Origin of the sequence: Vibrio sp. Y20_XG_PY13 (assembly GCF_024181925.1) — a bacterium.
Lineage (GTDB): Bacteria > Pseudomonadota > Gammaproteobacteria > Enterobacterales > Vibrionaceae > Vibrio > Vibrio parahaemolyticus.
This window is the reverse complement of the sequence record NZ_JAMZAL010000025.1, coordinates 1-8,429: the sequence shown is the minus strand read 5'-3', so window position 1 is coordinate 8,429 and position 8,429 is coordinate 1. Positions and strand designations below refer to the sequence as shown.

General features: G+C 40.9%; 9 protein-coding genes. All 9 read right to left on the bottom strand.

The features are described 5' to 3' along the window. Positions 1–19: 19 nt before the first annotated feature. A complete protein-coding gene (locus NL646_RS23060; protein WP_159356776.1) occupies positions 20–1,126 on the bottom strand; it encodes an XRE family transcriptional regulator in 1,107 nt (368 codons plus the stop codon). Continuing rightward, the gene (locus NL646_RS23055; RefSeq protein WP_140062845.1) at positions 1,119–1,778 is read right to left on the bottom strand and encodes a hypothetical protein; all 660 of its coding nucleotides are present in this window, start codon (positions 1,776–1,778) and stop codon (positions 1,119–1,121) included. The genes NL646_RS23060 and NL646_RS23055 overlap by 8 nt, the downstream gene beginning before the upstream one ends. 237 nt (positions 1,779–2,015) lie before the next feature. Then, a complete protein-coding gene (locus NL646_RS23050) occupies positions 2,016–3,464 on the bottom strand; it encodes an ATP-binding protein (RefSeq protein WP_253664743.1) in 1,449 nt (482 codons plus the stop codon). A 20-nt stretch (positions 3,465–3,484) separates the two neighbouring features. Continuing rightward, positions 3,485–4,342 carry a DNA polymerase gene (locus tag NL646_RS23045; protein WP_253664742.1) on the bottom strand — a complete coding sequence of 286 codons (858 nt, stop codon included), beginning with the start codon at positions 4,340–4,342 and terminating at the stop codon, positions 3,485–3,487. 210 nt (positions 4,343–4,552) lie between these two features. Further along, positions 4,553–5,290: a hypothetical protein gene (locus tag NL646_RS23040; RefSeq protein ID WP_253664741.1), complete on the bottom strand. Its 738-nt coding sequence runs from the start codon at positions 5,288–5,290 to the stop codon at positions 4,553–4,555. A gap of 363 nt (positions 5,291–5,653) precedes the next feature. Then, positions 5,654–6,874, bottom strand: a complete 1,221-nt coding sequence (locus NL646_RS23035; protein WP_140090607.1) for a hypothetical protein — start codon at positions 6,872–6,874, stop codon at positions 5,654–5,656. A 141-nt stretch (positions 6,875–7,015) separates the two neighbouring features. Beyond that, on the bottom strand, positions 7,016–7,189 hold the full coding sequence (locus NL646_RS23030; RefSeq protein WP_253664740.1) for a hypothetical protein: 174 nt from the start codon (positions 7,187–7,189) through the stop codon (positions 7,016–7,018). 70 nt (positions 7,190–7,259) lie between these two features. Beyond that, positions 7,260–7,634 (bottom strand): hypothetical protein, encoded by a 375-nt coding sequence (locus tag NL646_RS23025; protein ID WP_110177620.1) that lies wholly within the window; start codon positions 7,632–7,634, stop codon positions 7,260–7,262. A 95-nt stretch (positions 7,635–7,729) separates the two neighbouring features. Next, the gene (locus NL646_RS23020) at positions 7,730–8,200 is read right to left on the bottom strand and encodes a hypothetical protein (RefSeq protein ID WP_253664739.1); all 471 of its coding nucleotides are present in this window, start codon (positions 8,198–8,200) and stop codon (positions 7,730–7,732) included. Positions 8,201–8,429: the final 229 nt, after the last annotated feature.

Below are 8,429 nucleotides of genomic sequence, written 5' to 3'. Positions count from 1 at the left end.
ATTACGACGCCGCCGCTCTTTAAACTAGCTCCATGAATGGTGAAGGCATTTTTATACTTGGAAATAGTTTTGAAACTAACTGTCTAGACAAACCTATTTCTTTCAATAAATTATGCCAATTTACAGGACCTATTTTAGTGAATAGATCTGAAATTAAGCTAGGTTCTTCAACTGGAATTTTGTCGTCAAGAGGCTCATTCTTTGAGTACCCATTTTTATTAAGGTATATATATCCAGAACGCATTCTATCTTCAGAGATCAAACCTAAACTTTTTGCTCTATATAACAATGCTTTTAAGCTTACACCAAAGTAAGTTTTTAGAACCTTCAAGCTATTCCAGTTTAAACTTCTAGTTCCTTTTAACAATGGATATTTATTAGTCGCACTTAAAAATAGACTTCTTGGCATCAAGAGAGAGCTTGCAAAATAGTTTGCTTGCTTTTCAGTTTCTTTATCACCAGTTTGAATTCCGCTATGCATAACAAGGTGACCAATTTCATGAGCAAGGTCAAAACGATACCGACAAGGACTACCTTTAGCGTTATTCCGGATTATTAATGGCCACTTTCTTGATATAGAAAATGCATCGACTTTTTCATCAACACCTTCGATAATAGCTATAACAATACCAGCATTTTCAGCTAAGAGCGTTAAATTCCCGATGGGAGCATCACCAATATTCCATTCTTTTCTTAGACGCTCAGATGCTATTTCGATATCGTTTATATTTTCAAAGGATAGATCTGAAACTTCAGGAAGAAGAACCTCTCTAGCTGGATAATATTTACTGACCCCTTGAAGTAATTCATCCAAAACCTCAGCTCTAGCCATTACCATATTAGTTAATGTTTTAGTTCTTGAACGTAAACTTCTAAAGTGACAATCTTCTTCTACAACTGGTGCTATTCTATCGCTATAAAAATATTCTTTTTTAACGTCTAAGTGTTTACATAATATTGGGAGTTGCTCTTCGGTTGGTTCTTGACCAGCTTCCATTTTATGAACATTTTGACGAGTTACTGCTAATAACTCGCCTAGCTCTTCCAATGAGAACCCCTGAGCTAATCGTGCAAGTCGTAACTTATCACCACGATATGATCTTAATGCTTCGCGATTACTAAACATCGTCCTCAGCCACATTTGGTACTTCTTCTTTATCTCTCAATGGCTCAATTTCAACTTTCTTCACTTCAGCAGGAGCAGGAAGTGCATCTTCGACAGGATATGGTACATGCCTTGCCGTTGAATTGGATTGCCAGACAGATTTCATTTGTTTTGTAATTGAGTCATATCCAACTAGAACGACTCGATAGTCATCCTCTAAATCTTCTAGCTCATTTCCTGTATCTTCAACAGTAGCAGGAGCTTGAATAAAGAGACGCCAAGTTAAATCAATCGAATTCCCCTCAAGGTCATCAAAAAGAGTTAGTTGAGATTGCTCACAATCATTTTTAAAGAAAACTTTTCCTTTTTTGGGATTAGAAGGGTCGTCTTTAAAAACGCGAACAGGGATAGTACAGATTTTAGGAACGTAGTCCATAGTTTTACTGGCAATAGTAAGCCACGGGATAGACTTATCTTCCGCCAATTTAAAGAACAACTGTCGAGTCCTACCAAAAATACTCGTTTCAAAGGTATAGTTATCATCATACTCTGAACTATTAGATTGAAGTGTCATCTCAACGATTTGTAGCATTCTTTTAGATACGAACTCTAAATGCTCTTCTTGTAACTCGGGGCACAACACAAATGGAGATTCGAATTGTTCGATGTTCATACTTTCAGGCTCTTTTTTGATTTTGTAAACCAATTATCTTGCTGATTTGAAATTTAGTCAACTAGAAAGAGGCGAAAAATGAATTTTGTTAACTGATGAATTGGCTTTTAATGTGAGTATTATTCGATTTATACAGACATTACGCTCTATACCTAGGCTTTGACGTCGTCGACGGCAGCACTAAAACAAAAAAAATCCGACACCGATGACCAAAGCCTCCGATGCCGGATGTGTTGATTAAATCAAAGGTTTATCTGAAACCATAATGTAACGCTCTGCATCTCGTCCAAACTTGAAGTAGATTCCATTCGCATTCAAACTCGATTCTTGACCCTTAATCTTTGCTGACAACGCCGCTGCACCTTTAGGTAAGTACATACTTTCTTCGAAATCCTGTAGCTTATTCAGAAGCTCCGAAGGTTTACCTTTCCAAGGTTTGCCTCCCGATTTTTTCAGCATATTGGTAAAGGCGATCGTTAAACTGTCATCAGCCATACCCGATGCCATCAAAGACTCGACATTCTTCTCGTACACTTTTTGCAGCTTACCCTCTGGGAGTTTCCAGATTGTTTCTAGCGCTCCTATCCATTTGGCATAGTCCATCATTCGCGCTTCGTGCATCACCTCAACATCAGGCAATACCGCCAACGCTTTGGATGCAAGAGTCAGTAAGGCACCGAATATCTCTGGCATTGATGCTTCTAACTCTGCTTTCAGCTCTTGTTCAGGACGTCGATCACCTTTCTTCATCGGTTCCAAGTTGACTCGGAGGCAACGGGAAGCTAAGTCGGATTCTTTAACAAAATCATGAATACCGTTTAATACTAGTGGGCTATGTAGCTCTAGCATCGTCACTTCTGCTGTCTTGTACAGTGTTCGCTTCGTCATGGTTCCCTTGGTGGCTACGGTACAAAGCAAATCACTTTGACGCTTAGTTAGGCTTCTAAGGTTATCAATAACAACTAGCGACATGCCGTTGATGGTCAAAACAAAATCACTCTGTTTCGGGAAAGCCATTGCTGAAACAGCGCTTGGGTCTAGCAAACCACGAAGCACGTTATTGCAGAAGAAGCTTTTACCCGCCCCCTTTTCACCTTGAATCATCAAGATAGGGTAAGGGACACCTTTCGCCTTAGGATGTGCCATTAAGTAAGTCATGTAAGCGACCAGCAAGAAGAAAGTATTCGTGTCCGTATTAATGAACTTTCTCAGCTTTGCCAAGGCTGATTTGGTGTCGTCACATGGCAGCTTAGGCGTAACCATTGGTAACTGAAAGCTCGGTCGCTGAAAATAGAGATTCTCATTACTAGCGGGCATTGTATCCAACACTTCAACACCTTGAGCACTAAGTTGAGCAATCTGACCGTTCGAGAGGTCAATGGTCACTGTTTCAGTTCCCGGAGCCATACCATATCGAATTTGAGGTTTAATCAACGGCTGCTCATACTCCCATGCGATAGCTTTGACTTCCTCGAATGCATCTTTCACGTTTTTACCAACCAATCTTAGTTCTACTCGCTTAGCGAACTTACGCAGCATCTGCTCTCCCTTATCAGAAGCCAATGGGATAGCTTGCTTAGACTCTCCGGTATGCTCAATCAAATATGGTGTACGTGACTCGTCCTGCTTAACTACGCTAGGGGTAAACTGTTCTAAGAACTCTGCGAATGCATTTTTATCAGCCATTGTAAAAATCTCCTTTAATACTATTTTTCTTGGGATGGCAGCGTCATTTCGACTGCCACTTTTAAACGAAAACCATTTAGAACATCGGCGGCGGCGGCGGCGAGTGCCTGAGTTGCCGCATCCAATTGGTTTTGAAATTGTGCTTGTTCTAACCTCACCAAGAACGAATCGTGGTTGGTGAGTAGAAGTGGAATGTTGGCATCATCAAGACGTAGACAGGCTCGGCGCATAATGTCGGCACCTGTTGCTTGAATCTTCCAATTAGTTAGCGAGAGTTGCCCGTCCAAATCCGAAATGGTGTATTTCCAATCTAAGGAACGAGCGAAGCCTTGATTCCGAATAACATTGGCAGATTTAGTGAGATAGCGGTCAATTGGGTAAATAAGACGAGATAGCTCATTAGACAGGGCTCTAATTCGACTCAAGGCAATACCCAGCTTTTCAGCGAGTGTCCGATAACCGATACCATATAAGCGCCCAATGAGCAGTTGCTTACACTGGTCACGGCTAAATTGGCCTCCAACTAACTGAACGATATTTTTGTATATGTCCCCCTTTTGGTACCAATTCATGAGCACCTGACATTGCGCAAAATAAGCAGCAATCATAGGCTCTTGTTGCTGGTAATCTAAAAGGGCATAAACACTGCCTTTAGGTGGACTTAGTACAGACTTCCAGTACTGCTTAGGAACTTGGTTCAGAGAAGAACCAAGAGCATGATCACGACCTGTTTTAGTATGAAAAGCCGAGACGACTGGACGATACCAATGTCCGGTAGAATCTGTGTTTAATGCTTTAACAATTCCTTGATATTGCTTAGCTACGAATTGGCTTGTACCCGATTTTTTCTGTGAGTACGAACCAATTCGCTTAAGCATTGCGGTACGATTTACTCTAATCGCTTCTCTGCTTTTTAGATGCTCTATATGCCGCGTAATACGACGTTGAACATCTAAAGGGGGTAAGCTCGAAACAGATTTAACCTCTTGAGCGATATGGTCAGGTAAGTAACCTTGCGCTGAGTGAGCAAGTAACTGTTTATTCAGCGCATAGGTATGTGGTCCAAGACCATAACGTACTATTGCAATTCATGCCGCAATATCATCGAAATCCAAATCATCAAGGTCAATCTCATCTTCAATTTCGATTTCTTCCAATTCTTCTAACGGCTCTGGGTCGTCCGAGAAAATTCCATCTTCGGAAGGATCTCTCACTCTTTCATCGTCGGCGTCGTCATTCACTTGCTTTTGTTCAGTATCACCGTCGACGACGTCGACGAACTCCCCTTTGTTTTCCAACAACGTCTGAGCTACAGGATGCTCTAGGGAATCGATGTGATACTCTCCACCAAACGTTTCGTTAAAAACTTTGTCCGCTAGCGTCATATCAACCTCGAAGGATTCGATATCATGCTCTACTGAGTACCCGTAAACACCAGCTTCTTTATTGCGTTTGAGGGAGATAACTTTGCCTTCTGCACTCGCTTTAACTGCATCCAACTTGCTTACGTTCCATGAATTTGTTGGCTTTTCACTTAATACAATAAAGCGGATCTCACCTTTAGTTGTTTGCAAAATATGAACATGCTTCTGAGATATTTCTTTCTGTGGCAACTGCTCAGCTACATCAGCATCCACGTAATATGTCGCCTTATAACCCGTATCTTTATTAAAACGTTCAAAAGTTAACATCTGCCACACGTTGAACTTAGCCTTAAATGGCACACCATCTGAGGGCGGCATATTACGCAAGGCATTTACTGGTGTTTTTGCTTTGAAGTTCGCTACTTTTTCTGCTTGTGCTTCTAGTTTGCTAATCAGACTCATTTCATTCTCTCCTAAGTTATCAATAGAAATTGATGCGACTTAATTCAGCATCGCAATAGGCAGCCATTCAGCTACCCATTAAGTCGCTAAATCAACATTCAAAAATCGTAGAGCGTTACTTTCCAGATTGTTAAAGAGCATCGAGAAGGCGTTCCGTCTCGTTGGTTTGCATTAAACAGCAATGTTGTAGAGTTGAATTTCCAAAGTGCTTGCAATAGCCCAAACTTATCGTTGGAACCTTCTTTCCTAACCACGAAATACATTTAACCAGCTCCCCCACGAAGATAATTTCCAAAGTGCTTGTAAAAGCTACAGGCATAAAAAAAGAGAAGCTTTCGCTTCTCTTTGGGCATCTAACTCACGCTACTTTGACTGTTGTGATTTCTCGTAAGCATTCCTACTTTTACTGAACAAACTATCTGATATATAAGCAAATGGTCCATCATACTTCTTCCACTTACTAAACTCTGAATTGAGTTGCTTCTGTCTTCTGGCATAGCATTCATCATCAGACTCAACTACACCATCCTTCCCCACTTTCCTACTCACTTTATCCAGATAAAAGAAGCGATCATTTTTTGCCATTTCTTCTGCTGCTTTATTGGCAGACACTGCATTAACCTTTAACCATGAATATAGCCACGCTTTAATAAATAACCAGCGATACGTTGCTCTGATATCGCTAGCTTTGTAACCACCATGTAGACGAGTATAGATAAACGCATTGGGACTTTTTAATTCCACTTCTCGTTCATACTTGATACCCGTATGCTCCATTTCTAATTCTGCTGCACGCTTAGAGAGCTCGTAGTAGAGCACCATATCCACATATCGCTTAGTATCTATCCTCAATAACTTCTCATATCCCATAGTAGTGAGTAGCTCTGATTGCAGGTCATCAACTAAACACTGCACATGGCTTACAATTGTGTCTTGATAGAGCTGCAATAAGGATTTGGCTAGTAAGGCGTATTTTTGATTAGGACGAAACTCTTCGAATGCACCTGTATTCATTACAGGTAGCTTCGATAGTAAAACCAATTGGTCTGCAACATAAGAACATTTATCAAGAATTTCGGTAAGAAGCTCTGGAGTGAACATCGCCTCTTCATTTCCTATTTGTGCTTTCAACACAGTAAACAACCAGTTGTCCCATGCATAACAACAATGCTCAACCAATTCGACAAGCTCACGAGCCATCAATGTGACTTCATTATTGTATGGGTGTCGAAACTCTATCGTATGCATAATTCGATGCATCTCGGCTCTTACGCTCAACTCTAACGAGTCATTCTTAACTAACTGAGAAATAGGTCTTTCCAGTAATGTTTGACACTCCCAGTAGTACTCTTCTATGTCATCCAACCCAAAAAGGTTCATAGCAAAAATACAATAGGGCTTACTATTTCCGGGCATATCGTTGACCTTTATAGAAAGCTCATGGAATTGAGGATGTTCGTAGCTTAATTTTCCTCCTATTTTTAGCTGTTTAAGCTCCGGATGATGTTCTACGATATTTAGCTCAAATACTTGTAAGTCTTTATCTTTGCAATCTATCGTAAATGGCTGTCTAGCTTTACTCATTGTTCTTCAAGATTTATCCAAAAAAACAATGATACCGTAACGATACTGAAAGCTTTAATGTTGTATCGTCGTCGACGTATAGCGAACTAACGACAACAACAAAAAAAGCAGAGGTTACCCCCTGCTCACCTAACTTGTCCGTCAATCATCTATAACCTCGTCGGCGACGACACCAATTACGAAGCCAGCTATACCACCAATTAGTACCCCATATGGACCATACCTAGCCCCAATAGCAGCACCGACTTTAGCCGCACGAATACCTGTGTTCTTTTGGGATTGGGATGATGATTGTGAAAAGGTTTTGCTTTGCATGTTTGCTCCCCTTGGGAAGTAGAAAGGGCAATACCTCTCGATACTGCCCTTAATGATTTAATGTACCAACTTACTTAACTGAATCGCATAGATGATTTGCGAAGCTACGAGTCATCATCTGACTTTGGTACTGGTTATTTAGCTTCAATGTATTGAGCCAGAACTCATCCCCATCAACTTCGAATTGCATAAATGCTTTCTGCTCTTGATTGCGGAAATTTACATCACCTTCAATAGCCACGAAGATTCGCCCCGATTTGGTTTTATCTGATTTCCATGTTTCATTGGTAAATGCCGAGTCGATCATGTCCCCTATTACGTAAGGGCAACCATCTGGACTGCCTTCTTTAATTGTCTGGATTGCATCATCTGTATCCGAACTAAATAGACCTGCTGATGCACCAAAGCTAGCTAGAACTAACGCACTGATTAGTAGTTTTTTCATTACTACATTTCCTTATTAGATTTACTGATTGAAGAATTTGATAGTGATTGCTGTCGGCGTCGTCGAAACGACGTCAACGACGATAAATGGAAGGGTTATTTTGTTTTCTTGTCTGCGAGTGCTAACAGCTCTGCTTTTAGCTGTTGGTATTCGTCGCCTAGTACGTGAAGATAAATTGATGATTCGGACTTTTGGGCTAGACCTAAGTCTCTAACTATTGAGGCGCAAAACCCTAGGTTATTAGCTGAACCTGTGGGATATAGGGATTTATAGACCTGACTTTTCCATGGGGTGTCACCTTGAGATTCGATCAACTGGAATAGTTCGTTAAGTGGAACCCAGTGTTTTGAATGCAATCCTGCCCCGCCACTTTGTCCGGCAATTCGAAAGTAGAGTTGGTTGTCTCCGCTGTTTTGAGCAATCTCGTAGAGCACCGTTCCTTGGGCCTTTGACCCTAGTTTTGGTGCTTCACCTGTTTTGAGAATAGTAGAGAATGGATTGTCTGCTGATGTGGTTTTAGATGTGTCAGCCTCTGCATTCTTCCTGCTGTTTTTGGGTTGGTTCATAGAAACTCCTTTATATGTCGAACTGGAAAGAAGAATACCCTTACCGGACTAAACCAGTAAAAGTTATTCTAATTCAATAATATAAATTCATTTCTTAGCTTGATACGCCTAGGAGTTTTTCCTGTCTTTTCCGGTACTGTTCCTGTCTTTCCAACACAGTTTTCTACATTTCCTCGTCGGCGTCGTCGTACTAATCACAGCCAACAATTCCCGTCGTCGACGTCAGTAA